The sequence below is a fragment of the Pseudidiomarina gelatinasegens genome (genome assembly GCF_004025325.1).
Classification (GTDB): Bacteria; Pseudomonadota; Gammaproteobacteria; order Enterobacterales; family Alteromonadaceae; genus Pseudidiomarina; species Pseudidiomarina gelatinasegens.
Genome location: NZ_RSFE01000001.1, coordinates 404,575 through 430,222, shown reverse-complemented (window position 1 = coordinate 430,222; position 25,648 = coordinate 404,575). Strand labels below are relative to the sequence as shown.

The window sequence follows — 25,648 nt, the reverse complement described above, 5'->3', positions numbered from 1 at the left end:
AGGTCGATAAATGGTTAAGCTTTGAAGCCGCCAGGCACGCCTTTGGTGGTGATACTTACAGCATCATGCGCGTGCAGAGATTCGTAGTGGTTTACGCGAATCCAGAAGTCTGAAAACTGCTTCTGTACATTCAAAGCATGTTGTAACCGGCGCGCAGCATCTTCACAGAACATCAGGTTCTGACCGTTCAAACGTGCAAACTCTTGTTCGTCTTCACGTTTTACAGCCGCTTGCACTGGAGTTTTCAAGGCATCTTCAATGGTATCGATTAAGCCAATAATTGGCAGCTCAGACACGCCTTCACCCATAATGACATTCACCTGGGCAATGGAGCGCTGGCTATGTGGTGTGGCTACAATACCTTGGGTGGTGCCTAACCAGCGGTGCACCATTTCGGCATCAACTTCGCTGTCTGTACCAAACTGGTTGGCAAAGGCTTCTTGAATAAGCTGGCGTGCTAAAGCAGCCGAACACGGGCAGGTGCTGGAATAAGGTACTTCAACACCTAACTCAAGATTCAGTTTACCGTTATCGTAACGCCCTGTGACAGTTACAGGGTAGGCTTTCCAACCCTGTTTTTTGCTGATCAGTGACTTTCGACGCAGGTGATAATCGAAACTAAACTTCACATAAGCTTGATCTGCAAGGCCATCATGACTATCTATAAAGTCATGTAAGAGCTTGCTGAGCGAATGATGGCTAAGTACATCATTGTTTGATAAATCTTCCAACAGCAGGTATAAGCGAGACATGTGAATGCCTTTCGCTTTAGGGTCAGTTAAGTTCACAAACGCGTCAACGTGTGCACTAACTGGACGCTCCGGCTCTTGGGCAGCACCGACAACCAGCGGCATTTCGATATTACTCATGCCCACCCAATCGAGAGTCCCCTCGGTTTGTGCGCGGGTTTGATTGGCGATGTCTGGCATCAAAGTTGGTGTAGCTGTTGGCATGCTTGTACGGCTCCAAACGTTAAAAATACTTAGTCCCAGTAAAGGGGGCGATAGTATACTAGATTTAACCTTAATACGGTAGTTTGCCAGATTGGGTTTAGAACCGAAGTAAAACTTTTCGATTAACGGAATCGAAAAAGATGGATGATCACGATGGATAAGGAAACCACGATGTTAGATGAGAAACTATTAGACCAATACTATGAGCTATTGGGCAGCGATGGCGTACGCGAAATGTACGACACATTTAACGACAACATTGGTGGTTATCTGGACCATTTAAAGCACTTGGTTGGCAAACGGGACGAAGGTGATACCCGCCGTCAGGCTCACAAAGTAAAAGGTGCGTGCCGTTCAGTCGGTTTAGCACAATTGGCAAGTCAGATGGAGCGTTTGGAGCGGGAAGAGTGGCATTGGCAAGATGCAGATGACTTGCTGGAGCAATGGGTGATTGAATTACCATTGCACCAGCATCAACTACGTCGATGGTTACATGCCCGGGGCATTCAGTGACGGTTGTTCCAAGTGCTTAATCGAAACATCACCAATAAACCGGTAACCTTCACCATGAATGGTGGTAATTAAGTTCGGTGAATCCGGCAGAGCCTCAAAATGACGGCGAATGCGGCGAATGGCGACATCAACAGTACGGTCATTCGGACGTAAATCGCGGTCGAGCATTTTCTTAACCAGTGTTTCGCGGTCAAGAATTTTACCAGGATTCGTTAGGAACAACTCCATGGCGCGGTATTCACTTTTCGGCAAGCGGAACATCTTGCCGTCTGGCGAGAATAAGCAGCGGCTATCACTTTCTAAACGCCAGCCGTTAAACTCATAAACAACACTGTCGTGGCCAACGTTTTTCTGCTGGCTTTTTAGTGCCTCGATGCGACGGTATAAGTTGCGCACCCGAATAATGAGTTCTTTTGGATTGTAGGGCTTGATTAAGTAGTCGTCGGCGCCTAACTCAAGGGCCAGCAAGCGGTCTTCTTCAGCATCACGACCGGTTAAGAAAACCAATCCGATATTGTCATTTTCACGGAGTTTTTCCGCAAGTTCGATACCGCTCTTGCCTGGCAAGTTGACGTCCATGATCACCAGGTCAATTTGTTGGCGAGCCATAATGCGTTGCATCTGCATGCCATCGGCGGCATCAAACACATCGTAGCCTTCTTGCTGAAATAAACGAGTAAGGGTATTGCGTGTTACGACTTCATCTTCGACGATTAATAATCTGGCGCTCATAAGCAGTTCCGAGAATCCGTTAACATGTGTTGAAATTTGGTAATGAAAGATAGTGTAGCATGCGATTTTATATATAGCTGCAAAATCGTGCAACAATTCTTACAATTGTTTACTTCGATTGTACTAAGCGCCGCACCGGAAATACAACTTTGAAACGTGTGCCTTGGTGTGGCTGGCTTTCAAGTTCAATGTGACCCTGTAAAACTTGTACCACCAGGTTATAAACCAGGTGCAATCCTAACCCTGCGGCGCCATGACTGCGCTTGCTGGTTACAAAGGGGTCGAATACGCTTTTTATCAAATCATCCGGAATGCCATCGCCGTTATCTTCATAGGTCATTTGTAAGTCACCTGACTCGCTATTTTCAGACTGCGGTATAAAACTGAAGCTGAATTGAATCATCGGCTTGGCGGTATTTGAGAAAGCATGTTGCAAAGCATTTTGAACCAGCTGACTAATAACTTGATTTAACGGCCCGGGGCGGGTGCTAATAATAAGGTCATCTGCCACCTGACATGACAACGCAACGGATGTCAGTTCAGGGTGACGATTGTACAAACTTTGTGCAATCTCATCCCAGAATTTGATCAAGTGCAACGAGCGGTCATCGTCGCTGAACTGGTCCATCGATAATTTACTGAAATTACTGATGAGGTCGGCGGTGCGTTTGATGTTTCGGCTTATCAGCGCAAGGTTCTCTTCAAACCCAGACATATAGCGTTGAAACTCTTGGCTGGTAAGCTTTTTATCCGCAAACTTTTGTTTCAGTAGTTGCAGGTTGTCCTGCAAAATTGAGGTAGAGGTTACGGCTAAACCTACCGGTGTATTAACCTCATGCGCAACACCCGACACCAGTTTCGCCAAGCTGGACATCTTCTCGGCTTGCACCAGCTCACTTTGATATTGGTGCGCAGTTTCTAAAGCTTGGTGCAACTCTTGGTTCGACTCATACAGTTTTTGCGTACGCTGTTTTACCTGCAGCTCCAGCTCCGCATTTAATTCACTGGCTTCACGTTCGGCTTGCTCTTGTCGGCGAATGTGTTGCTGAATACGGCTCAGAAGCGCATTAAAGGCATCCGCAACACGGTCGAGCTCTTGCAGCTCAAATTCATGCAGGGTGCGGTCGTAATTTTTATCGCGCGCAATTTGCTGAATGCTCTCAACCATTTCATCCAGTGGTTGCGTGATCACCCGACGTAACCACAACGACATCAACCAGCTCAAAATAAAACTTGCTGTAATAATCACGCCACTAATAGCGGCGGCATACCACTTGGCCTCATCAAGCGCGGCGCGTGAGGTGCGCAAATACACGTAGCCTTGCAAGGTGTTTTGCACATACAGTGGCACGGCACTTTCCACATAATTGGTCGAGAAACGTGCCTCAGTAATATTCTTCACGCGGTCGAAACGAACCGGAATAGGTGCTTCGCGTTCAGCATAATAACTGGCAAAGAAACCAAGGGCCTCGGTATTCGGATCATAGCGATATAAGTGAACATGCTGAATCAGCGGAGAATGCCGTAATGATTGCAACCAGCGTTCGGCCGCTTCGGCTTGGTTGTATACCATGTATGAGGTGGCATTCTCGGCAATAAATCGACTGACCTGCTCAGACTGCCGCAACAGACGGTGGTGCGTGTCCGCAATGAAGTTGTAACTCAGTACCAAGCAGGCCAGCGTCACCGATATTGTGGTAATTAAAATTACCAGACTGGTGACACTGCGTTTAATGGAACTGACTTTTAAGTTCATTGGGTTGCTCTATCGGTCTCGTTATCTATCCCGTTTCGCAAGATATACCGCGAATTTGTTGTCTTGTGCAACTCGAATGCAATGGCCAAATGCGTGCTCAATAAGCTCTGGCCATGGCAGAAAACGATTTGCAACTAACCACAGCTCGCCTTTTACGCGTAAATGACTGCGGATGCCGCGTAAAAACTGCTTGCCGATTTCGTAGTCGGTTGCTAAGCCGGTATGAAAGGGTGGATGGCTCACCACATAATCGAACTGTCCCAGGTTGTCTTGAAGGCCTTCACTGGCAATGCACGAGCCTTTTAAGCCATTTAATTCCAGAGTTTTTTCGGCGGCTTTTAACGCAAGGGCGCTGACATCAAGGTAGGTAACCTCCAGCTCAGGTGCTTGGCGGTTTAGCCATGCACCAAGCACACCATGACCACAAGCAAAATCAAGCAGGCGGCCCTTCTGCCAGTGGGGCAGGTGCTGTAATAAAATTTCACTGCCGGTATCAATACTCGGAAACGCAAATACACCCGGTAAGCTGGCAAGATGCAGGGGTTCTGCTTGCTCAGGTTGTGGTAAGTCGACATAGGCAAAGTGTTCGTCGACGCTAAATTCAGTAGCACATTCGGCAATTGTGGTACGTATTAATAGCGAGTGATTTCCCACCGCCATTTTTTGTGCCGCGGTAACGGTTTCTGGAAATTGCTTATGAATGCTTTTAATGCCGCCACGGTTCTCACCCACTAACCAGATGGTTGCATCTTGCGGCAAAACGCTGCGCAGTGCATCGAGTACATACCAAGTGAGTTGTTTTTCTTTCGGTAACCACACCAGCGCGGCCTGAGCGCCTGCGGCGGCTGGCGCACTTGCACCAAAATGGTGCGCTATATCCGGTGCTTGTTGTTTCCAGCGCACGGCAAACCCTGCGTGCCACTGCCAGCAGCTGACCACTGGCAGTGCCTCGGCCACTTCTGCTTCAGGCGCATTAACCACGAGTAGTGGCACGTCATCGAAACGCTCTTGATGGCGTAAAACAAGTTGAGATGGTGGGCTTAAATGCTTCAAATTTTTGTTCCGTTTAAATCGTCAGTTATATCGTTTTTTGATCATAAGTTTCAGCGAATACATCAACATTTTCGCTGGCGTCGCCAATTTGTTCGCCGTCAAACTGCGCCACATTGAATAAAGCCTCGCCTTCATTGGCGACTGGAATATTACTAATACCAATCACAATGCCATGATAAGGGCTTTTAATCGCATGTAAATCATCGCCATGCGGGTTCACGGTTTGCGCAACCACTTGCCCTTTGTTGATGGTTTGCCCCAGTTCAACCTTGGGCACCACCAGGCCGTCGTATTCATTACGAATCCAGCCGCTGCGATGCGCCACCACAGGTTTAACTTTTTTGCGGCTACGGCGGCCTTTCATCATTTTTAGGCTTTTCATTACATTTTGCACGCCAATAACACCGGCTTTTATTGCGGCATAGTCAAACCGCAACGCTTCACCGGCCTCATACAAAATCAGCGGAATACCTAATTCAGTTGCCAGAGAACGCAATGAGCCATCGCGTTCTTTGCTGTGCAAAATTACTGGCGTACCGAACGACTCAGCCATCTTAAGCGCTTCGCCGTTGTCGGTGTCGACGCGAATTTGTGGCAGATTGCTACGGTGAATGGCGCCAGTATGCAAATCAATAATGTGGGTTGCGTTTTGTACCAAAGTTTCGCTAAACAGGTAAGCTAAACGGCTACCCAATGCACCGCGTTCAGAGCCAGGGAAGCAGCGATTCAAATCGCGGCGGTCAGGCAAATAACGGGACTGCTGGATAAATCCAAACACGTTAACGACAGGCACAATAATCACCGTGCCGCTTAATTGCAGTGGGTCCAGCTCGCCCATTAGGCGTCGGCATACTTCGATACCGTTTAATTCATCGCCGTGAATGGCTGCGCATACCAACAGGGTCGGCCCTGGTTTCACACCATGGAAAACCTCAGCGTGTAAATCCATGGGCGTATCGTTATAAAGTCGCGCCGCCGGAATTTTAACGCTATGGCGCGAACCCGGCATGATGCGCTGGTTGGCTAAGTGAAATGCTTTTTGCTTCATGGCTTTTATCGTCTTAGCCTTTACCTTTGGTGCGGGTTTTATGCGCTTTTGCGGTTTTCTCAATGAAACTGATGATTTGATCAGCCACGTCTTTATTGGTTGCGCCTTCAATGCCTTCAAGGCCTGGGGAAGAGTTAACTTCCATCACCAATGGGCCATGATTGGAGCGTAAAATATCGACACCGGCCACGTTTAATCCCATCGTTTTCGCCGCTTTTACAGCGGTTGCGCGCTCGGCAGGGGTCAATTTAACCAAGCTGGCTGAGCCGCCGCGATGCAAGTTGGAGCGAAACTCACCGGCTTTAGCCTGGCGCTTCATGGCGGCAATAACTTTATCGCCAATCACAAAGCAGCGGATGTCTGCACCGCCAGCTTCTTTTATGTATTCCTGCACCATGATGTGCGATTCCAAGCCCATAAAGGCTTCGATAACACTTTCTGCTGCTTGGCGCGTTTCAGCAAGTACCACGCCTATGCCTTGGGTGCCTTCGAGTAACTTAATCACTAACGGGGCACCGCCAACCATATCAATCAAGTCGGGAATGTCCTGCGGCTGGCTGGCGAAACCTGTGGTTGGCAGGCCAATGCCTTTACGGCTTAACAGCTGCAGGGAGCGCAATTTGTCGCGGCTGCGTGAAATTGCCACTGATTCATTCAGCGGGTAGGTGCCAATCATTTCAAACTGACGCAATACGGCCGTTCCGAAAAACGTAATTGATGCGCCGATGCGTGGAATAATCGCATCGTACGGCGGCAAGTCTTTACCCTTCATATGAATGGACGACTCGCGCGCATTAATATTCATGTAGCAGCGCAGCGGGTCCAGAACATCCACGGTATGGCCGCGAGCTTCACCAGCTTCGACTAAGCGACGGGTTGAATAGAGGCGTGGGTTACGCGATAAAATTGCAATTCTCATGCATTAGCTCCTGGCTGGCCGAATAGATAAGACTTATCAGGGTCGACAATAAAATGTCCGCGCATTGCTTGGCGGCCGAGTAACATACGAAACTTCATGGTGTCGCGATTAGTAAGCGTGAGCTCTACAGGTTGCGAAAAATCGCCAATAGTTAATGTCGACAGAATAACGTACCGAAGCTCGGTATGGCCACCGGAGTCGGTTACTTCACGTTGGTCGTGAATTTTAGATTCACAGACGAGTTCCCGATCACTATGTTGTTCTGGGTGTAGCCAAATACGCAGCCAATTCTCGCCGTTTTTTTCAAAGGGTTCCAGCTTAAATGCATGCAAACACGAGGTGCGGGCGCCGGTGTCTACTTTCATTTTAAGGGCATTAATACCAAGATCAGGTAATGACCCCCATTCGCGCCAACCTAATGTCTGCATGTTAAAATCCTCGTTATTCGTTATTCGTTATTCGTTATTCGTTATTCGTTAAGGTTCTTGTCTGTTGCAATTGCTGCAAGAAGCGCAAGAACTCAACTGCTGGGCGATCAAGTGCCCCCGCAGGAATGAATAGATCATAACCTAATATGTCGCGAAAGTGTTGGCATCGTACCGCGAACATCGCTTGTACACCTCGGTATTCTTTTCCCGAGACAGCTTTATAGCGATCTGGAACCTCGAAGTACGTGGAGTAATCTTTCAGTTCCGGGCGTTCGTGCCGTAAAGCAACCACCAGCAGGTGGCGTTGCTCACTTAATAAATATACCGCAAGACGCGGTGTTATAGCATGTAATACTGGCTCAATGTCATGTAATCGAAAGCCGATATAGGGCAGTTCTTCAATATCTAAGCCGCGGTGGGTGCGCGGAATATCAAAACGCACGATATTTTCCCACGTAATGTGCCAGTTGCCACGTCCATGTAGGTAGGAAATTGTGGCTGGCGTAATTTTTATACTTACCGCGGGTTCAAACACCTTCGCGCTGCCCAAAAATATTAACACCGCGCTGGCGATATAGAGCAATCCGAATGCGGCCTGAGGTATTGGCGCCTCTACCAGCCACATAAACATGGTCACCGCAAAAATAACAACGCCAAGGGCGCTAAAACCAACGCCGTTGGCGCGGGTGTGTGGGCTTATCAGTACTTCGCGCTCGTGGGTATCAGTCATGGGTTGCTGGCGCCGTTTCGAGCCCAAAGGTGGAGCAAATGATTTGCCAGGTGAATTGGGTCTTCAAATAAAAACCACGTGGCAAGGTTTTAATGATTTTCCCATCTGCGCCAATGGCTTCGGTTAGTACCCGACTGTTAGCCGCCTTCGGGCGCAGTTGTAAAACCTCACCTTGATGCGCGCTAATTGAGTCAATCTCACCGAGTGCAATTTTATCCATGTGCTCTTGCCAGTCTGCGCGTAACTGCGCTTCTTGTTCGGCGCTGGGCTGCCACAGAAACGCGGTGCCAATGGTGCGCTCTGCCAGCGGAATTTCCCGGCGGCCATCAATGGGTATCCACAACACACACTGCAGCTTGTTGCGCACATTGCTGGTTTCCCAGGTTAAATTGTGAATATTAATCAGCGGTGTAGTGCACACAAAGGTAGTTTCCAGTGGTTTGCCAGCGGCATCCAACGGAATCGTTTTCAGCTCCACGCCAAGTTCAGGGAAATCTTGTAACGCTTGCGAACCTGCACTTGCACCTAAAGCGCTTTCCAGCAGCTGGCCCACCCAACCTTTGTTGCGGCGCAAGTCATTGGGTACCGACATACCTTGGTGCGCCGCTAATTCGGCAAAGCTCATACCGGCTAGGGCGCTAGCGTTTTCAAAGAGCTGCTTAAGCTGCACAATTACCTCGTCTAAACGGATTAATCCTTTCATTCATGCCGCGATTATGGAAAAATCCAAGCAATATGTCGAATTTATGAGGGCGCTCGCGTGATAGACGCAGAAGGATTTCGCGCCAATGTGGGAATTATTATCTGCAACGAGCAGGGACAAGTCTTTTGGGCGCGTCGATTCGGACAACATAGCTGGCAATTTCCACAAGGTGGAATAGATGACGGTGAAACACCTGAACAAGCTATGTTCCGTGAACTCTGGGAAGAGGTAGGGCTAAAACCCGAACAAGTTGAACTTATCTACACTAGCCGAAACTGGTTCCGTTATCGGTTACCAAAACGTTTAGTGCGACGCGAACAACGGCCAACCTGTATTGGTCAGAAGCAGAAATGGTTTTTGCTGCGGTTAAAATGTGATGAGAAAGATGTGAACGTGATGCAGTCGTCGCATCCCGAGTTTGATGACTGGCGTTGGGTCAGTTTCTGGTACCCGGTGCGACAAGTTGTGTCGTTTAAACGGGAAGTATACCGTCGTGTGTTGAAAGAGTTCTCGTCGGTCATTATGGCCCCGTTTCAACGCCGACAAAGACCCCCACGCCGCCGCCGTTCTTGAGTAGTTAAGTAAGAAAGGTTGAGTAAGAAAAACTAAAGGCAGGCTATGCTCCGAATACTGCAACGCATTGTGGAAGCGGTGAACCAAGCGCCAGATTTTGAACTGGCGCTGCAAACCATGGTGCGTCAAGTAAAAGAGGCCTTAAAAACAGATTCCTGCACTGTTTATTTAGCCGACCACGAGCAGCAAATGTTCGCCTTGGCAGCTACCGATGGCCTCGAAATTCGTTCCAATGAACCCATCCATGTGCCTTTTGGTGAAGGGGTTATCAGCCTGGCTGCTAGCCGCGAAGAGCCCCTAAATATTGCCAATGCTTCCGATCACCCTGCATTCTTAAAACTCGAACACGTGGTCGAAGACCGTTATAAAGCCATGTTGGCCGCCCCAGTTATCCATCGGCGAAGGGTGCTCGGCGTACTTGCTGTGCAACAAGAACAAGCCCGCGCGTTTACCCGTGACGAAGAAGCTTTTGTGGTCACTTTGGCTGCACAGTTGGCGGTGGTTATTGCGCATGCAGAAGCGAAAGGCTTTTTACGCACCGCCAAACAGTCACCTTGGCTGCAAACCATCAAAGGTATACCCGCCGCGCCCGGCGTAGCTATCGGCGAAGCATTTGTGGTCAAGCCGCCCGCACGGTTAAGCGAGGTTACCCCGAAACGCAGCAACATGCCGGAGCACGAAATTCGTGCATTTCGCGCCGCCGTTGCACGTACCCGCCAAGAATTATTAACCATTAGCGACAGCATGAAGGGCCATGTGGCCGACGAAACGCTGGCAATTTTTGACGTGTACCACGCCATGATGGACTCAGCCAGCTTGGGGCAAGAAGTGGAGCAAACCATTAATGATGGCTGGCGCGCACAAACCGCGTTAAAGCTGGTGGTTGAGCAACTGGTGAATCAATTTGAAAACCTTGATGACGAATACATCCGCGAGCGTGCAAGTGATGTTCGTGACCTAGGCAATCGCATACTCGCGCACCTGCAAAACCGCGAAGTGCGCAACTTAAACCCGCCGGCACAATGCATTTTGGTGGCCGACGAAGTCACTGCCACCATGCTGGCTGAACTGCCCCAAGCCGAAATTATTGGCATGGTGTCGCTACGCGGCTCAGCCAACTCACATGCAGCCATTATGGCGCGCAGTATGGGCATTCCGGCAGTATTGGGTGTGGACAACATTCAGCTCAATGAAGTCAGTGGTGAAACCCTGATTGTTGATGGTTACAACGGCGACGTGTTCGTCAACCCGCCCATTCAAGTTGAAAATGAATACAGCCAACTGGCCGAAGAAGAATTAGCTCTGCGCCAAAAAGTTATGCAAGCGCGTGACTTACCGGCCGAAACAACCGATGGCGTGCGCGTGCAGCTGAATTTGAATGTCGGCTTAAACACCGAACGCGATTGGCTCAACGATTTGAATGTACACGGGGTCGGGCTGTACCGCACTGAAATCCCGTTTATGATGCGCGAGCGGCTGCCAACTGAAGACGAACAAGAAGAGCTTTACAGTCAGGTATTAGAGCAATTTCGTGGTGCGCCTGTGGTAATGCGTACGCTTGATGTTGGCGGCGACAAGCCACTGCCGTATCTACCCATGGACGAGGAAAACCCGTTTTTGGGCTGGCGCGGCATTCGCATGACACTGGACCATCCAGAAATCTTTTTAATGCAAATTCGGGCTATGCTGCGCGCCTCCGTGGGGCGTAATAATTTGCGTATTTTGTTACCGATGATAACCAGTGCGGAAGAAGTTGATGAGTCGGTACGAATGATTCATCAGGCTTATCATGAAGTGGCTGAAGAGCTTGCATGCAGTGTCGATGAACAATTATTTGAACCACAAATTGGTGTCATGATAGAAGTGCCGGCGATGATCTATCAGCTGCATTGCGTCGCCGATAAAATCGATTTCTTTTCGGTCGGTACCAACGACTTAACCCAATATATGCTGGCGGTGGATCGCAACAATTCGCGGGTCGCCAGTTTATACGATGCGTTTCATCCCGCCGTGTTGCATGCGCTGAAGCAAATTATCGATCGCTGCGATGCGCTGAATAAGCCAGTATCCGTGTGCGGTGAGTTAGCAGGTGAGCCGGGCGGTGCGTTGTTACTGCTCGCCATGGGCTACCGAAACCTCAGCATGAACAGCTACAATATAGATCGTATTCGATGGATCATCCGCCACATTGCGGCCGATGATTTAACCGAGGTGTTGCAACGTTCACTCGCGGCGCGTTCGCCCTACGAAGTGAAGCAGCAAGTTATCATGGCACTCGAAAACGCCGGTTTAGGTGGCTTCGTTCGTGCAGGTGGTTAAGGAGAACACGTGCTCTTAGCAGGCTGGTTGTGGTGTTTAGCCGGAGGCATGGTGGCAGGCCTGTTAGCAGGTATGCTCGGCATTGGCGGCGGCCTGGTAATTGTTCCCTTGTTGATTTACTTGTTGCCGTTGTTGGGTGTTGCCCCTGATTTAGTCGTGCAGATGGCGGTTGCGACTTCACTGGCCACCATTGTGATGACCACTTTAAGTTCGGCGCGCTCGCATTTGAAACACGGTCAGGTCAGTTTCTTCTGGGTACGTCGGCTTATTCCAGGGTTGATGGTTGGTGCCGTATGTGGCGCTTGGCTGGCCACGTTGCTTCACCCTGACTGGTTACAGCGCATTTTCGCAGTGGTGCTCATGCTGCTGTCGCTGCGCATGTTGGTGCCACAACGCGGTGGTGAGCCCCTCACTGACGTGTCGAAACGCCTGATGGCTTTAATTAGTGCCGGTATGGGCACGCTTTCAGCATTAGTAGGTATTGGCGGCGGCTCGTTAACGGTGCCGTTGCTGCAACGCTTAAGAGTTCCTATCCGCCAAGCGATTGCGGTATCCTCGGTGGGTAGTTTAAGCATTGGTCTAAGCGCCGTTATCGCGTTTGTGGTGCTTGGCCAGCAGCTGGAAGGCGCTGACGGCTTATTTGGCTATGTACATGTGCAGGCCTGGTTGGCTATCTCCATAGCCTCAATGCTCTGCGCACCATTAGGTGCGAGCCTGACCCAACGTATACCGGTAAAACATTTACAGCGCGGCTTCGCAATATTTTTAGTCATCATTTCACTCAAATTGGTTATAGGATAATTCATGCAATCAGCGTTCAAGCAATCAGACTACCTGGTGCACCCCAATATTGATCCCATTATCGTTAGTATCGGGCCATTTGATTTGCGTTGGTATGGCTTGATGTATCTTGTCGGCTTTCTGTTTGCATGGTGGTGGGGAAACCGTCAGTGCCAGCAACCGCATCACGCCGCGCAAGGTTGGACCGAAAAGCGCTTCAGCGATCTGCTGTTCTGGGGATTCATGGGCGTGATTGTTGGCGGCCGCGTTGGTTATGTAATTTTTTACCAGTTTGACCACTTTGTGCAAAACCCGTTGTACCTCTTTGATATCACCAGCGGCGGCATGTCCTTTCATGGCGGCATGCTCGGCGTGATTAGCGTATTGTGGATATTTGCGGCCAAAACGAAACAGTCGTTACTTGCCGTGGGTGACTTTATCGCCCCGTTGGTGCCGGTTGGGTTAGGCGCTGGCCGTATTGGCAACTTTATCAACGGCGAATTATGGGGCCGTGTTACGGATGTGCCGTGGGCCATGATATTTCCAGCAGCCGGACCCTTCCCGCGCCATCCATCGCAGCTTTATCAGGCCTTACTTGAAGGCTTTTTGCTGTTTGCTATTTTGGCGCTTTACAGCCGCAAGCCACGCCCAGTAGGGGCCATTGGTGGCTTGTTCTTAATCGGCTACGGCTTAGCACGGTTTGTGGTTGAATACGCCCGTGAGCCCGATGCGCATCTTGGGTTGCTAGCCTTTGGCTGGTCAATGGGGCAGTGGCTATCTGCACCTATGGTGGTGATTGGTGCGTTGTTAATGGTATTTGCATATAAGTGTGGGAGCCGAGCGTGAGACAGTATTTAGATTTATGCCAACGGATTGTGGACGAGGGCGTTTGGATTGAAAACGAGCGTACCGGTAAACGTTGCCTTACGGTTATCAATGCAGATTTAGACTATCGCGTTGACCGCAATGAATTTCCGCTTATCACCACCCGTAAAAGCTATTGGAAAGCCGCAATCGCCGAATTAATCGGTTACATTCGTGGTTACTCCAGCGCCGCAGATTTCCGTAAAATAGGCACACCCACCTGGAATGCCAACGCCAATCTCAATGAAGCCTGGCTAGCGAACCCGCATCGCAAAGGTGAAGACGACATGGGGCGTGTGTATGGCGTGCAAGGCCGTGCATGGGCTAAGCCAGACGGCGGCACAATCGACCAATTACGCAAGGTGGTTGATAACCTTACAAAGGGTATCGACGATCGCGGCGAAATTATCAGCTTCTATAACCCGGGTGAATTCCACATGGGCTGCTTGCGCCCCTGCATGCACACCCACAACTTCTCGCTACTTGGCGACACGCTCTATTTAACCAGCTATCAACGTTCATGCGACGTGCCGTTGGGCCTTAACTTCAATCAAGTGCAAGTATTCACCTTCTTAGCGCTGATGGCTCAAATTACCGGCCACAAAGCTGGCGTGGCTTATCACAAAATCGTGAACGCCCATATCTACGAAGACCAACTTGAACTGATGCGCGACGTGCAGCTTAAGCGCGAGCCATTCGCCGCACCAAAATTAGAAATCAATCCAGACATCAAGTCGCTGGAAGACCTGGAAACCTGGGTGACGATGGATGACTTTGCGGTGCATGGGTATGAGCATCATCCGGCGATTGCGTATCCGTTTAGTGTTTGACGAGCGTTATTCGTGCGCTTCGCTTTTCGTGCGCTTCGCTGTTCGTTAATCGTTAGTCGTTATTGGTTATTGGAGCGCTGTAAGATGGGTTGTTTAAAGTGCTAATATTGGTACTTTGTTTGGTGTTTTAGTTATTAAGTGCTTAAATTTGGACTTTGTGGTTATTTGTTTGACTTTTCTTGATTGTGTTCTATCCTTTCTAATATCCTTTTTATGGCACAGTAGATGTGTATTTTGGGTATAAAGTGCCTATAACGTAACTTTATTTGTTTTTATGGTTTGTGTTTACCGAACAGCGAAGCGTACGAACAGCGCAGCGCACGAACCACGAATAACGAATAACGAATAACGAATAACGAATAACGAATAACGAGTAACGAATCAATGAACCCACTTTCCCCCGCCGCATGGGCCGAAGAACTCGGCGATCGGCTCAAGCAGGCTCGACTCAACGCCAATATCACGCAGGCAGAACTCGCCAAGCGCGCAGGCGTGTCGCGTAAAATTGTATTGAATGCCGAAAAAGGGCAGGCGCAGCTCGAGAATTTCATCGCGCTGTTGGTTGCGCTCGATTTAACCGACCAGCTGAAGAATTTTCTGCCGCCACAGCCCATTTCACCGTTGCAACTGCGCAAGCTGCAAGGCAAACAGCGCGTACGTGCAAGCGGCGGCCGGGGGCAGGGTGATGACAAGAGTGAGGAGCCATCCGTATGGTAATGGAAGTTGTCAGTGTCTGGTATCACGAACACGAAGTAGGCGCACTCAGCTTTGACACAGAGCAGGGGCTTGGCGCGTTCGAATACACACCGGCATTCTTGCATACCGGCATTGAGCTGGCGCCCTTAAAAATGCCGCTGCGCAAACGCATCTACAATTTTCCAGAACTGAATTTTGAAACATTTCATGGGCTGCCCGGGCTGGTTGCGGATTCCTTGCCGGACGATTTCGGCAATGCCGTGTTGAATGCGTGGGTGGCCAGCCAAGGTAAACAGCCCACCGACATCTCGCCGTTACAACGGCTGCAATATACAGGTAAACGCGGCATGGGCGCGCTGGAATACCGCCCGGCCACGCGTATGCGAGGCTTCGAAGCGTCGCAGCAAGTTGAAATTGCCCAGCTTATTGAGATAGCCCAAGAGGTGCTGAATAAGCGGGCAAAATTTCATGTGGAACTCACAGCGCCCGGGCAAGCTGACCGTGAAGCCATGCTGGCACTATTGTCAGTGGGTATGAGTGCCGGTGGTGCACGCCCGAAGGCAGTACTGGCATTTAATTCTGACTTCAGTCAGGTATGCTCGGGCCAAACCGATGCGCCAGAAGGCTTTACCCATTATCTAATGAAATTTGATGGCGTGAGTGAGCGCAGCACCGCCCACGAAACCTTTGGCGATCCGCAAGGTTATGGCGCTATGGAATATGTGTATTACCTGATGGCGCAGCAGTGTGAGATAGACATGACGCCGTGCCATTTATTGGATGAAGGCAACCGCAGGCATTTTCTTACGCAGCGATTTGATCGCCGTCACAATGAAAAGCTTCACGTGCAGACATTGAATGGGCTGGCGCACGTTGATTATAAACGGCCTGGTAGCTTTTCCTACGCCGAGCTGTTTGCAACCGCAAGGCAATTGAAGTTATCGGCGGTAGAGGCAGAACAGCTATTTCGGCGGATGGTTTTTAACGTGGTGGCTCGTAATCATGATGACCATGCCAAGAACTTTGCGTTCTTGCTCGAGCAAGGGCGTTGGCAGTTAGCACCCGCGTATGATTTGGCTTACAGCTACAAGCCTGACAGCAAATGGGTGAACCAACACTGGATGCAATTGAATGGTAAGCGCGAAAACTTCAGCCGTGATGACTTTTACAGCCTGGAAAAAGTTAGCCCCTTGTTCACTCGCAAAAAGATAGACGCAATTGTCGAACAAACCATCGATGCTGTCGCGCAATGGCCGCAACTTGCGCGCGACCATCATGTGCCTGAGGTTTTGATCACTGAAATACAGGGTAACCTTCGCCTTGATCTATAACCCGTGATAAAATCCGCCGCTATGACAAAACAACGATTTTCTGGCATCGAACGCGTCTACGGCCAAACGGCTGCGGCGCGTTTTCAACATCACCACGTAGCTGTAATTGGCCTCGGTGGTGTTGGCTCGTGGGCAGTTGAAGCACTGGCCCGTTCAGGGGTTGGTGCGCTGACACTGATTGACCTTGATGACGTGTGCGTCACCAACATAAATCGTCAACTGCCAGCGCTAACGAGTACCGTTGGCCAACTGAAAACTGAGGTACTTGCTGCACGGGTGCGCGATATTAATCCGGATTGCCAGGTGCGCGTTATCGATGACTTTCTCACCGCAGATAACCTTGAGCAATGCCTTGGTGAGCCTGTCACTGCAGTGCTGGACGCCATTGACAGTGTCACCGTGAAAGCTGCGTTAATTGCGTGGTGTAAGCGGCGTAAGTTGCCTTTGGTTACGTGTGGCGGCGCCGGCGGGCAGGTTGATCCAAGCCAAGTCACCTCAGGTGATTTAGCCAAAGCCACTCAAGACCCGTTACTGGCGAAAGTGCGTTACCTGTTGCGGCGCGACTACAATTTTTCGAAGAACCCTAAGCGTAACTTCGGTGTAGCGGCAGTGTATTCCACCGAGCAATTGCGTTATCCAACCGCCGACGGCGAATGGAACCACGCCAAGCCTGGTGCCGGTAGCATGCGCATGGACTGTGCCACAGGCTTCGGTGCGGCCATGCCAGTCACCGCCACCTTCGCCATGCACGCTGTCGCGTTATTACTCAAAAAACTATAACGTTAAAAAAATACCCCCGGCGAGACACCGAATCGATTCGCCAAATTCTCAATGTGCCGTCTTGTGAGTTGCTTGTGTCCGTTTAAAATTTGAGACACGAGACTTTTTTTACCAATTTCCGCTTCAAAATCGGTGGTATTTAAACCATGTTGCTCCATTAGCAACCGAAACATCTCGACAGCTGAATCTAAGCTTTTTTGACGGCGATTGAAGGGTTGGAATTCGTTAGCTTGGGATTCGTAACGTTCAATCGCAGCGGCAAGCGCCTCAATAATAATGCAATTGGTATCGTAGTCCTCTAACAAAACCTCAAGCTGTGCTAAGGCTTGCTCGTGCTGCTTTACGGTTTGAATTTCACGAGCTAACGGAAACGCACTGTTCAATGCATTAAGTAACTCTTGCTGCTGTGTGTGCATGGTGCCCCCGCTCACTTGAAGTACTAGCTATGTAGTGTCTTACGGTAATATTCGCACAGAGCGTCATACCGCTTATGATCACAAATATATTTTACGAAAACCTTTTGATGCTCAAAATCAATAAAAGCAATGAGACGCAGTTGATTTCCACCAATATTAATAACCCACCATTTATCGCGATATTTAAAGTTATCTAAACTCGCAAATACTTGCTTGAGATGATCCGGTGTCCTGAACGAGGTTCGGCTTAGTATGCGATAAACAAAATCGATACTTGTCGCCTTACTCGGAAACTCCCGTGCAGCATCAGCAAAAGGTTTTCGTGATATCACGTGCATTATCTTGGTTCACTTTTAGTAAACTATAGCAGGGGTGCCTAAGGTTTACAAATAGTAAACCAGTTCGGTGATTCAATTGTATTTGATGCTAACACTGACAGGCAAAAATTGGTCGATGGAGAAGTCTGAATTTTAAGCGCAATATAAACTCACTTATTAGATACCCACACGATAGCTAACTTATTCTTGTAGTTTTTTGATGACGTTGCTTAAGCCATTGCGGCGAGACGAGGTAACAAAGTCGGAAAGGCCGAGCGCGTCAAAATGTTCATCAAGGGAGTACGCGCTGACTTGATCGCGCCGCGCACCCTGCAACGCCTGCCGAATCACCATCAGCAATCCCAGCACCACCCGCGACTCACTATCAACGGTTAACGCCAACTGATCATCTTGCCAATCGGCTTGCACCCAAACGCGCGCTTCACAGCCAAATACTTCGTGCTCGGCGGTGCGAAAATCAGCAGGTACCTGTGCAGCCTTGGCGAGTTGCACCAGATAGCGCATCCGATTTTCACGGCTACCTAATTGCTGGCGCATTGCCGCTAGATCCGTTTCAGCCATCACGCCGTACATGAAACCACCCATGAAATTCCTTAATTATTCACACTGGTCAACAAAAACGGCCGTAAGAGTACCATTTTTGCTGCGAAAAATGTTAATCTTGCGCAGTCTCAGTTTACTTTGAACCGAACCTCAAACAACAGGAACCACAACATGAAAGTATTAGTGGCGGTCAAACGCGTCATTGATTACAACGTGAAAGTTCGCGTAAAAGCGGACAATTCAGACGTTGATCTGGCCAACGTGAAAATGGCCCTGAATCCGTTCTGTGAAATCGCGGTAGAGGAAGCAGTACGACTAAAAGAAAAAGGCATCGCTGACGAAGTGGTGGTTGTGAGCATTGGCCCGAAAGCCGTGCAAGAGCAATTGCGTACTGCTTTAGCCTTGGGCGCAGACCGTGCCATTCAGGTTGAAACCGATGAGTTACCTGATTCATTGGCCGTGGCTAAACTGCTAAAAGGTGTGGTTGAAAAAGAACAGCCTCAGCTGGTTATCTTGGGCAAACAAGCAATTGATTCAGACAACAACCAAACCGGCCAAATGCTGGGCGCGCTAACCGGCATGCCACAAGGCACCTTCGCATCGAAAGTTGATGTTGCCGACGGCAGCGTAAACGTAACCCGCGAAGTGGACGGCGGTTTGCAAACTGTAAAGTTGCAGTTGCCAGCAATCGTAACCACCGACTTACGCTTGAACGAACCACGTTATGCGTCGTTGCCAAATATCATGAAAGCGAAGAAAAAGCCGCTTGATGTAACCACCCCCGATGAATTGGGTGTGAGCGTGGCGCGTACGGTTAAGCTACTCAAAGTTGAAGCACCTGCAGAACGCAGCGCCGGTGTGAAAGTAGCAGATGTCGCAGAATTGGTCGAAAAACTTAAGAATGAGGCAAAAGTGATATGAGCATTCTCGTTATTGCCGAACATGACAACGCAACCCTAAATCCAGCCACGCTAAAAACCTTAGCTGCGGCGAAGCAAATTGGTGGTGACATTCATCTGTTAGTTGCCGGTGAAGGCTGCCAAGCAGTGGCTGACGAAGCCGCAAAAGCTGAAGGCGTAAGCAAAGTACTGCTCGCCGACAATGCTGCTTATGGCCATTTCTTAGCCGAGAACCTTGGCCAGTTGGTTGCCGATTTAGGCAAAGACTACGGTCACATCTTGGCACCAGCAACCACCACCGGTAAAAACTTTATGCCGCGTGTTGCTGCATTGCTTGATGTTGCGCAAATTTCAGACATCATTGCGGTTGAAAGCGCCGATACCTTTAAGCGTCCTATTTATGCAGGTAACGCAATCGCGACCGTGCAATCAGAAGACACAATCAAAGTTATTACCGTACGTGCAACTGCATTTGATGCAGTCAGCGCAGAAGGCGGCAACGCCAGCGTTGAAGCTTTAGATAACGTGGTTAACAACGACAAATCTGAATTTGTTGGCGAAGAACTGGCGAAATCAGAACGCCCAGATCTTACCGCAGCAAGCGTGGTTATCTCAGGTGGCCGTGGCATGCAAAACGGCGAAAACTTCCACTTATTGGAAAAAGTTGCCGACAAGCTTGGCGCAGCAGTAGGCGCGTCTCGCGCTGCAGTTGATGCCGGCTTTGTGCCGAACGATATGCAGGTTGGTCAAACCGGCAAAATCGTCGCACCTGAACTGTACATTGCAGTCGGTATCAGCGGCGCCATCCAACACTTGGCAGGCATGAAAGACTCAAAAGTCATCGTTGCCATCAACAAAGACGAAGAAGCACCGATTTTCCAGGTTGCTGATTACGGCTTAGTTGCTGATTTGTTCGATGTACTGCCTGAGTTAGAGCAAAAGCTTTAAAAGACGAACAGCGTAGTTCGTGTTTCGTGCGCTTCGCTGTTCGTCCATTCGGCTGCGCCTCATTGTTCGACTTCCATGAAATCTCCGTTGCACTCTGTGCACGGAGATTTTTTATTTAACGAACAGCGCGTAGCGCGCACGAACAGCGAAGCGCACGAATAACGAACAACGCCTTTGCATTTATTTAACTTTGCAAAGTGCATAGACAGCCCCAATTCTCGTTGCTATAACATCCGTATACGTCAATGATCATATATCGTCGTTTACATTCGAGGATGCAAGGCATGAAAATAACACTAATAAAGTCACTATCAGCATTGACCCTGACCACCGCCCTGACTGTGATGAGCGTGCCACCTGCGCATGCCGAAACTGTAGAAGTTCGTGGCCAAATCAGCTACGGCTATAGCTTTACGCCAGCCGGCGTTGAGCAGTATACAACTGGACACTACCTGCTCGAAATCACCCAACAGCCAAGCATGCCACTCATGTACAGTGCAAGCAGCTGGCGTCAGTACACGGATGCATTAAGCCAGGTGAAAGTTACTTTATTTGACGCAGAAGGTAACGAAATTGCCGTACGTCAGCCGCTTAAAGTTGCCGAGTTAACCCAGCCAACGAATACCTTATATTTTGATTTTGGCCGCATGGCAAACTACGCCAGCTGGACGCTAACCGGCGTTAGCCAAGATCAGTTTAATAGCCAGCTCAATTTGAATTTACGTGGGCCAAATCAAAGTTTGTTTGAATCGACGGCTGAGTTTCCACGCTTCGTAAGCTCCCCGAGGTACGTGAACGCAACCTTGTTTTCGAGCGTGGAAACAGCCGTGGGTGATGACGCTCTCTATATAAGCGGCTCAGTTACAGAAATTAATTATCTGACGCAGGATAGTGACGCCGACGGCATCCTGGACGATGTCGACGCCTGCCCAGCTTCCGACCTCAGCACCACCGTAGTCGTTGGCGCGAATGACACTGGCGTTACGAATAGTGTGGATAGTGCCGGCTGCTCAATCTCGGACAAGGTTCAAGCCTGCAGTGCCGATGCCAACAGCAAAGGTGCCGAGGTGTCATGCGTTAGCCATTTAGCTAAGCAGCTGCGCAAAGAGGGCATTATCAGCAATAGCGACCACGGCCCACTTCTCCGACATCTATAAAAAGAGCGTTATTCGTGCATTCTGCTGCGCCTCATTGTTCGAAAAACATAAAATCTCCGTTGCATTACATAGTGCTCGGAGATTTTTTTATGTTGAACGAATAGCGCGAAGTGCGGACGAGCAGCGAAGCGCACGAATAACGCATTTTTTCCTAACGAATCACTTGCATATTTGTAACTCATCGGACATGATTGAACCAATAACATCCTAATCGGATTAGGTGGCTAACATGAAAAGAAGAACAACTATGCTAAAAAAATTACCTATCGCGTCGGCGATTACGCTGGCATTAGCAGGAACAGCAAGCGTCCAGGCAGCGGAGTTTGAAGTAGGTGACTTCCGCGTTAAGTTCGACTCAATCATTTCATATGGTGCCGCATGGCGTATGGAAGAGCGTGATATGCGCTTTATCCACCCAGGCAATATGGAAGGTGGTCTTGGTCAGTCAGGTGTAGCCGATGACGGCAACCTGAACTATGACGACGGCGACATGGTTTCGTCTGTTATTAAAGGTGTTCACGATCTGAGCATCGATGGCGGCGACTACGGCGCATTTATCCGTTTCAAATATTGGTATGACGACGTCATCAAAAATGAAGAAGTCGCGCATGGCCACACCGCAACAAATTATTTCCCTAATGTTACCCTTGATAACAACGGTTTAGACGACTATTCAACCGGTTCTGGTTTTGAACTGCTTGATGCATTCGTTTATGCCTACTTTGACATCGGTGACATGCCTGCCAACGTCCGTTTAGGCCGTCAAGTTCTTAGCTGGGGCGAAAGCACCTTTATCTTTAACGGCATTAACGCCGTTAACCCTATCGACGTGAACGCGATTCGTCGTCCGGGCGTTGAAATTAAAGAAGCATTATTGCCAGTTGGCATGTTGAACCTGAACATTGGTTTAACCAACGAAACCAGCTTGGACATGTTCTATCAGTACGAGTGGGATGACTACAAACTTGATGGTTGTGGTACCTTCTTCTCAACTGTAGACATTTTAGGTGGTCCAGGCTGTAACAAGGTTACTCTGAACCCAACCTTAGTGGCTGGCGACCCAAGCTCAAGCTTGAGCGACCGCGAGTCCATTCAGTTCGGTACCTACCTTGAGCGTCGTCCAGACATTGAGCCAGATGATGCAGGCCAGTACGGTTTCGCTTTGCGTCACTACGCAACAAGTATCGATACCGAATTTGGTGCGTACTTCATGAATATCCATACGCAGACCCCAATTATTTCTGCGTACAACTGGCAACAACAGCCAACACCAGCATTTAGCCACCCTGATGGTATTCCGATTGCTGGCCCTGACTATGTGTTGCAGTTCCCTGAAGACCAACAAATCTTTGGCTTCAGTGCATCAACCTTAATTGGTGACTGGTCTGTTGGTGGTGAAGTAAGCCATCGTTTAGACATGCCAGTACAAATCAACACCACTGAAATCTTAACAGCTGGTCTGCGCGCAGGCGTTCCAAGCACGTTCTCGAACCGCATCTTGCGTGACGACACGGGCGCAATCACCAACTTAGGTGAATTGCAGGAAGGTTATGACGAATATGACGTAACCCAGTGGCAGTTAACCGGTGTTAAATTCTATGACCGCGCATTGGGCGCTGACCGTATCACCTTTATCGGTGAAGTTGCGGTAAGCAAAGTGCACGGCTTGGCAGGGCTTGACGAGCAACGCTATGGTCGTAACCCAGTATTCGGCAAATGCTTAACTGTTGCTGACCAAGCTGCTTTAGGTAACCCTTCAGCTACGTCAAACATCAACTGTGAAGGCTTTGTAACGTCAACTTCGTGGGGCTATCGTGCTCGCATCGTGGGTGACTACAACAACGTATTCTCAGGCTGGAACATGACCCCAACCATCGCGTTTGGTCACGATGTGAAAGGCTACTCAGCGAACTCAAACTTCATTGAAGGTCGTCGTACCTTAGGTTTGAGTGTTGATTTCAGCTACTTAAACAAATACAAAATCGGCGTTGGTTACAACATTACCGACGGTGCTGATTTTGATGCAGCTGATGACCGCGATTTCGCAGCGGTAAGCTTCAGCTACAGCTTCTAAGGAAAAACCCGCTTCGGCGGGTTTTTTTTCGTCCGTTACACTATTCGTGGTTCGTACGCTGCGCTTCTTCGTGCGCTCCGCTATTCGACTGTGTAACTTGACGCATTATCTACCCGCTTCGGCGGGTTTATCTTTTTGTTTTTCATAGTTTCGTTATCTTTAAAGTAGACGAACAGTGCGGAGCACGGACGAACAGCGCAGCGTACGAATCACGAATCACGATTGAGGCAATTTATGAAAAAACTCTTAACACTCACCTTGGCATTGGTCGCAAGCAGTTCCTACGCTGCCACCGACAATGCCTTACAGCTCGAAGACGTGTTCCAACTGGAATACGCAAGCCAACCTGCTATCCATCCCGACGGTGGCTACACGGTGTTTGTTCGTAACTATATGGACATCATGAGTGACCGTCGCTTAGGTAACTTGTGGCGTGTTGATAACAAAGGTGAATTACGTCCGTTAACTGGCGGACAAGCAAACGATCATTCCCCAACGTGGTCGCCAGACGGCAAAACCCTGGCGTTCGTATCGAATCGTTCAGGTAGCAACCAGATTCATCTATATTGGACCGACACCCGTGAAGACGCAGCTGTAACGCGCCTAACCGGCAGCCCAAGTAGCTTAACTTGGTCACCAGATGGAAAATGGCTGGCATTTACCATGTTCACGCCAAGCAGCAATCCAGCGCCAGTGAGCTTGCCTGGCAAGCCTAAAGGCGCTGAGTGGGCTGAACCTGCACGTTATATCGATAAAGACAACTACCGCTTTGACGGTTCTGGCTTTGCGCCCGATGGTTATACCCAAATTTATGTGATACCAGCCAGTGGTGGCACCCCGCGCCAGATAACTACCGACACTTATCACCATGGTGGCCAGCTCACATGGACAGGCGATAGTAAAAGCATCGTGTTCTCGGCGAACCGTCGCGATGACGCCTTTGACCAACCGAATAATTCAGAGTTATATCAAGTTGCAGTGGCTGACGGCGCTATTAAGCAGTTAACCGACCGTAATGGGCCGGATCGCTCGCCTCAAGTTAGTCCTGATGGCAAGAAACTCGCGTGGCTTGGCTACGATGATGAATACATGAGCTATCAAAATACCATGTTGTACGTGATGGACTTAGACGGCAAAGGCACGCCGAAACTACTATCTACCGAACTTGATTATTCAGTCGGTGACGTAAAATGGTCAGCGGATAGCCGTGGTGTGTATTTTAGCTACGACAAACATGGCAAAGGTAACATCGTTTACCAAAGCTTGAGTGGCAATCGCCGCGTGCTGACTGACGCCATGGGCGGCTTAAGTTATACCCGCCCTTACAGCGGTGGTAGCTTTGATGTCAGCGCCGGTGGTGACTTAGTGTTCACCATGGCGAACCCATACCGTCCAGCCGACTTGATGTTGCAAACCAGCAAAATCAAACGCAAGTTAACTGCGTTGAATGACGACGCATTGGCGCACAAAGAATTGGGCCGCGTTGAAGAAATCTGGTACGAATCAAGCCATGACGACCTTAAAATTCAAGGTTGGATTGCGTATCCACCGAATTTCGACCCAACGAAAAAGTACCCGTTGATTTTAGAAATCCACGGTGGGCCACACACCGCCTATGCAGGCTCGTTCTCAGCTGAAGTGCAGTTGATGGCAGCCCAGGGTTATGTGGTGCTTTATACCAACCCGCGCGGCAGCACCAGCTACGGTGAAGATTTCGCTCAAGAAATTCATCACAACTACCCAAGCAATGACTACACCGACTTAATGGACGGTGTCGATGCGGTTATTGAGAAGGGCTTTATTGACGAAGAGCGCTTGTATGTAACCGGTGGTAGTGGCGGTGGTGTGTTAACAGCATGGATTGTTGGCCATACCGATCGTTTCGCTGCAGCGGTTGTGGCGAAGCCGGTGATTAATTGGTACAGCTTTGTGCTCACAGCCGACATGTACAATTACTTCACCAAATATTGGTTCCCAGGCTTGCCGTGGGAGAACCAAGAACATTATATGAAGTATTCGCCGATTAGCTACGTAGGTAATGTGACCACGCCAACCATGCTATTGACCGGTGAGGCTGATCACCGCACACCAATTTCAGAGTCTGAGCAGTATTACCAAGCGCTGAAATTAGCTGGGGTTGAAACCGCCATGGTGCGTGTACCTGACGCACCGCACGGCATCGCTGGGCGACCATCAAACCTGATGGCAAAAGTTGCGTATATTCTGCATTGGTTTGGAAAACACGAATAAACGCAATTGGGTAAA

The 25,648-nt window shown here is 49.5% G+C and carries 26 protein-coding genes; 14 read left to right on the top strand and 12 right to left on the bottom strand.

Annotated features, from left to right (window positions below):
- Positions 1 to 14: 14 nt before the first annotated feature.
- A complete protein-coding gene (folE2, locus tag EGC76_RS02065) occupies positions 15 to 953 on the bottom strand; it encodes a GTP cyclohydrolase FolE2 (protein ID WP_246013867.1) in 939 nt (312 codons plus the stop codon).
- A gap of 153 nt (positions 954 to 1,106) precedes the next feature.
- On the opposite strand from folE2, the gene EGC76_RS02060 reads away from it, so the two are divergent.
- Positions 1,107 to 1,466 carry an Hpt domain-containing protein gene (locus tag EGC76_RS02060; protein WP_164876775.1) on the top strand — a complete coding sequence of 120 codons (360 nt, stop codon included), beginning with the start codon at positions 1,107 to 1,109 and terminating at the stop codon, positions 1,464 to 1,466.
- On the opposite strand, the gene arcA is transcribed toward EGC76_RS02060, so the two are convergent.
- The 8 genes from arcA to mutH all read right to left on the bottom strand — a co-directional run bounded on the left by arcA (position 1,443) and on the right by mutH (position 8,835).
- A complete protein-coding gene (arcA, locus tag EGC76_RS02055) occupies positions 1,443 to 2,198 on the bottom strand; it encodes a two-component system response regulator ArcA (RefSeq protein WP_128351350.1) in 756 nt (251 codons plus the stop codon). The genes EGC76_RS02060 and arcA overlap by 24 nt on opposite strands.
- Before the next feature lie 109 nt (positions 2,199 to 2,307).
- Positions 2,308 to 3,954 carry a HAMP domain-containing sensor histidine kinase gene (locus EGC76_RS02050; RefSeq protein WP_128351349.1) on the bottom strand — a complete coding sequence of 549 codons (1,647 nt, stop codon included), beginning with the start codon at positions 3,952 to 3,954 and terminating at the stop codon, positions 2,308 to 2,310.
- Positions 3,955 to 3,975: 21 nt separating this feature from the next.
- Positions 3,976 to 5,007, bottom strand: coding sequence for a methyltransferase (locus tag EGC76_RS02045; RefSeq protein WP_128351348.1), 1,032 nt, complete (start codon positions 5,005 to 5,007; stop codon positions 3,976 to 3,978).
- 25 nt (positions 5,008 to 5,032) lie between these two features.
- Positions 5,033 to 6,055 carry a succinylglutamate desuccinylase/aspartoacylase family protein gene (locus tag EGC76_RS02040; RefSeq protein ID WP_128351347.1) on the bottom strand — a complete coding sequence of 341 codons (1,023 nt, stop codon included), beginning with the start codon at positions 6,053 to 6,055 and terminating at the stop codon, positions 5,033 to 5,035.
- Positions 6,056 to 6,068: 13 nt separating this feature from the next.
- Positions 6,069 to 6,974, bottom strand: a complete 906-nt coding sequence (rimK, locus tag EGC76_RS02035) for a 30S ribosomal protein S6--L-glutamate ligase (protein ID WP_128351346.1) — start codon at positions 6,972 to 6,974, stop codon at positions 6,069 to 6,071.
- A complete protein-coding gene (locus EGC76_RS02030; protein ID WP_128351345.1) occupies positions 6,971 to 7,402 on the bottom strand; it encodes an ATP-dependent zinc protease family protein in 432 nt (143 codons plus the stop codon). The genes rimK and EGC76_RS02030 overlap by 4 nt, the downstream gene beginning before the upstream one ends.
- 34 nt (positions 7,403 to 7,436) lie before the next feature.
- Positions 7,437 to 8,132, bottom strand: coding sequence for a DUF2982 domain-containing protein (locus tag EGC76_RS02025; protein ID WP_128351344.1), 696 nt, complete (start codon positions 8,130 to 8,132; stop codon positions 7,437 to 7,439).
- A complete protein-coding gene (gene mutH, locus EGC76_RS02020) occupies positions 8,125 to 8,835 on the bottom strand; it encodes a DNA mismatch repair endonuclease MutH (protein WP_128351343.1) in 711 nt (236 codons plus the stop codon). The genes EGC76_RS02025 and mutH overlap by 8 nt, the downstream gene beginning before the upstream one ends.
- 57 nt (positions 8,836 to 8,892) lie before the next feature.
- Here mutH and rppH point away from each other — a divergent pair, with 57 nt between their 5' ends.
- From rppH to tcdA, 8 genes are all read left to right on the top strand, one after another.
- Positions 8,893 to 9,408, top strand: a complete 516-nt coding sequence (gene rppH / locus EGC76_RS02015; RefSeq protein WP_128351342.1) for an RNA pyrophosphohydrolase — start codon at positions 8,893 to 8,895, stop codon at positions 9,406 to 9,408.
- A 45-nt stretch (positions 9,409 to 9,453) separates the two neighbouring features.
- Positions 9,454 to 11,727: a phosphoenolpyruvate--protein phosphotransferase gene (ptsP, locus tag EGC76_RS02010; RefSeq protein WP_128351341.1), complete on the top strand. Its 2,274-nt coding sequence runs from the start codon at positions 9,454 to 9,456 to the stop codon at positions 11,725 to 11,727.
- A 9-nt stretch (positions 11,728 to 11,736) separates the two neighbouring features.
- Positions 11,737 to 12,528 (top strand): sulfite exporter TauE/SafE family protein, encoded by a 792-nt coding sequence (locus EGC76_RS02005; protein WP_128351340.1) that lies wholly within the window; start codon positions 11,737 to 11,739, stop codon positions 12,526 to 12,528.
- A 3-nt stretch (positions 12,529 to 12,531) separates the two neighbouring features.
- A complete protein-coding gene (gene lgt / locus EGC76_RS02000) occupies positions 12,532 to 13,353 on the top strand; it encodes a prolipoprotein diacylglyceryl transferase (protein WP_128351339.1) in 822 nt (273 codons plus the stop codon).
- Positions 13,350 to 14,201 carry a thymidylate synthase gene (locus EGC76_RS01995; protein ID WP_128351338.1) on the top strand — a complete coding sequence of 284 codons (852 nt, stop codon included), beginning with the start codon at positions 13,350 to 13,352 and terminating at the stop codon, positions 14,199 to 14,201. The genes lgt and EGC76_RS01995 overlap by 4 nt, the downstream gene beginning before the upstream one ends.
- Before the next feature lie 384 nt (positions 14,202 to 14,585).
- Positions 14,586 to 14,918, top strand: a complete 333-nt coding sequence (locus EGC76_RS01990; RefSeq protein ID WP_128351337.1) for a helix-turn-helix transcriptional regulator — start codon at positions 14,586 to 14,588, stop codon at positions 14,916 to 14,918.
- A complete protein-coding gene (locus EGC76_RS01985; RefSeq protein WP_128351336.1) occupies positions 14,912 to 16,228 on the top strand; it encodes a type II toxin-antitoxin system HipA family toxin in 1,317 nt (438 codons plus the stop codon). The genes EGC76_RS01990 and EGC76_RS01985 overlap by 7 nt, the downstream gene beginning before the upstream one ends.
- Before the next feature lie 21 nt (positions 16,229 to 16,249).
- Entirely contained in the window at positions 16,250 to 17,008 is a 759-nt protein-coding gene (gene tcdA / locus EGC76_RS01980; RefSeq protein ID WP_128351335.1) for a tRNA cyclic N6-threonylcarbamoyladenosine(37) synthase TcdA, read from the top strand.
- 2 nt (positions 17,009 to 17,010) lie between these two features.
- On the opposite strand, the gene EGC76_RS01975 is transcribed toward tcdA, so the two are convergent.
- The 3 genes from EGC76_RS01975 to EGC76_RS01965 form a co-directional block, all read right to left on the bottom strand.
- Entirely contained in the window at positions 17,011 to 17,424 is a 414-nt protein-coding gene (locus EGC76_RS01975) for a helix-turn-helix domain-containing protein (RefSeq protein WP_128351334.1), read from the bottom strand.
- Positions 17,425 to 17,447: 23 nt separating this feature from the next.
- On the bottom strand, positions 17,448 to 17,762 hold the full coding sequence (locus tag EGC76_RS01970; protein ID WP_128351333.1) for a type II toxin-antitoxin system HigB family toxin: 315 nt from the start codon (positions 17,760 to 17,762) through the stop codon (positions 17,448 to 17,450).
- A 180-nt stretch (positions 17,763 to 17,942) separates the two neighbouring features.
- The gene (locus EGC76_RS01965; protein WP_128351332.1) at positions 17,943 to 18,347 is read right to left on the bottom strand and encodes a SufE family protein; all 405 of its coding nucleotides are present in this window, start codon (positions 18,345 to 18,347) and stop codon (positions 17,943 to 17,945) included.
- A 129-nt stretch (positions 18,348 to 18,476) separates the two neighbouring features.
- Between EGC76_RS01965 and EGC76_RS01960 the strand changes: the two genes are divergently transcribed.
- From EGC76_RS01960 to EGC76_RS01940, 5 genes are all read left to right on the top strand, one after another.
- Complete coding sequence (locus EGC76_RS01960) at positions 18,477 to 19,226, top strand: electron transfer flavoprotein subunit beta/FixA family protein (protein ID WP_128351331.1); 750 nt, start codon at positions 18,477 to 18,479, stop codon at positions 19,224 to 19,226.
- The gene (locus EGC76_RS01955) at positions 19,223 to 20,152 is read left to right on the top strand and encodes an electron transfer flavoprotein subunit alpha/FixB family protein (protein WP_128351330.1); all 930 of its coding nucleotides are present in this window, start codon (positions 19,223 to 19,225) and stop codon (positions 20,150 to 20,152) included. The genes EGC76_RS01960 and EGC76_RS01955 overlap by 4 nt, the downstream gene beginning before the upstream one ends.
- A gap of 284 nt (positions 20,153 to 20,436) precedes the next feature.
- Positions 20,437 to 21,309: a hypothetical protein gene (locus EGC76_RS01950; RefSeq protein ID WP_128351329.1), complete on the top strand. Its 873-nt coding sequence runs from the start codon at positions 20,437 to 20,439 to the stop codon at positions 21,307 to 21,309.
- A 229-nt stretch (positions 21,310 to 21,538) separates the two neighbouring features.
- A complete protein-coding gene (locus EGC76_RS01945; protein ID WP_246013866.1) occupies positions 21,539 to 23,383 on the top strand; it encodes a DUF1302 domain-containing protein in 1,845 nt (614 codons plus the stop codon).
- Between the two features lie 234 nt (positions 23,384 to 23,617).
- Positions 23,618 to 25,633: a S9 family peptidase gene (locus EGC76_RS01940; RefSeq protein ID WP_128351327.1), complete on the top strand. Its 2,016-nt coding sequence runs from the start codon at positions 23,618 to 23,620 to the stop codon at positions 25,631 to 25,633.
- The last annotated feature ends 15 nt before the right edge of the window (positions 25,634 to 25,648 follow it).